The organism is Alcanivorax sp. HI0083, assembly GCF_001635175.1.
Window position 1 is genome coordinate 1 of record NZ_LWFX01000289.1, and the last position, 1,038, is coordinate 1,038.

General features: G+C 55.8%; 1 pseudogene. It reads right to left on the bottom strand.

The annotated features are described in order from the left end of the window. Positions 1-1,038: pseudogene (locus A3754_RS03095) on the bottom strand (DNA-directed RNA polymerase subunit beta'); the annotation flags it as partial.

A 1,038-nucleotide genomic window follows, 5' to 3' on the forward strand; every position in this document is an offset into this window, starting at 1 on the left:
TACCGGCCGGGATCAGACGACCCACAACCACGTTCTCTTTCAGGCCACGCAGGTCGTCTTCCTTGCCGGTTACCGCCGCTTCGGTGAGAACGCGGGTGGTTTCCTGGAAAGACGCTGCAGAGATGAAGGACTCGGTGGCCAGGGAAGCCTTGGTGATACCCAACAACAGACGCTGATATTGCGGCAGCATCTTGTCTTCGGCTTTCAGACGGTCGACCTCTTCCATGACGCGGGCATATTCTGCCTGCTCACCCTTGATGAAGTGAGACTCACCCACTTCCAGGATCTCTACTTTGCGCAGCATCTGGCGGATGATCGTTTCAATGTGTTTGTCATTGATCTTCACACCCTGCAGGCGGTAAACCTCCTGCACTTCGTTAACGATGTAACGGGCCAGCTCGGATTCACCTTTCAGGCGCAGGATATCGTGGGGGTTCAGCGGACCATCAGAGACCACTTCACCCTTCTCTACCCGCTCACCTTCAAACACGTTGAGCTGACGCCACTTGGGAATCAGTTCTTCGTAATTGTCATCACTGTTATCCGGTGTTATCACCAAGCGAACCTTGCCTTTGGTTTCTTTACCGAAGGACACGGTACCAGTCTTCTCGGCCAGGATGGCGGCTTCTTTCGGGTTACGGGCTTCGAACAGATCCGCAACGCGGGGCAAACCACCAGTGATGTCACGGGTCTTGGAGGATTCCTGGGGAATCCGCGCAATCACATCACCCACACCGATGCTGGCGCCATCCTTCAGGCCACACAGCGCACCGCCCGGCAGGAAGTACTGCGCCGGCATATCAGTGTTGGGCATCACAACGGCTTTGCCCTTGCTGTCCACTACCCGGATTACCGGACGCATGTCCTTACCGGCAGACGGGCGATTCTGGGAACCGAGCACTTCGATATTGGTCAGGCCGGTCAGCTCGTCGGTCTGGTGGTTTACAGTGATACCTTCTTCCATATCACCGAACTGAACCTTACCTTCCACTTCCGCGATAATCGGGTGCGTGTGTGGATCCCAGGTTGCAACAACCT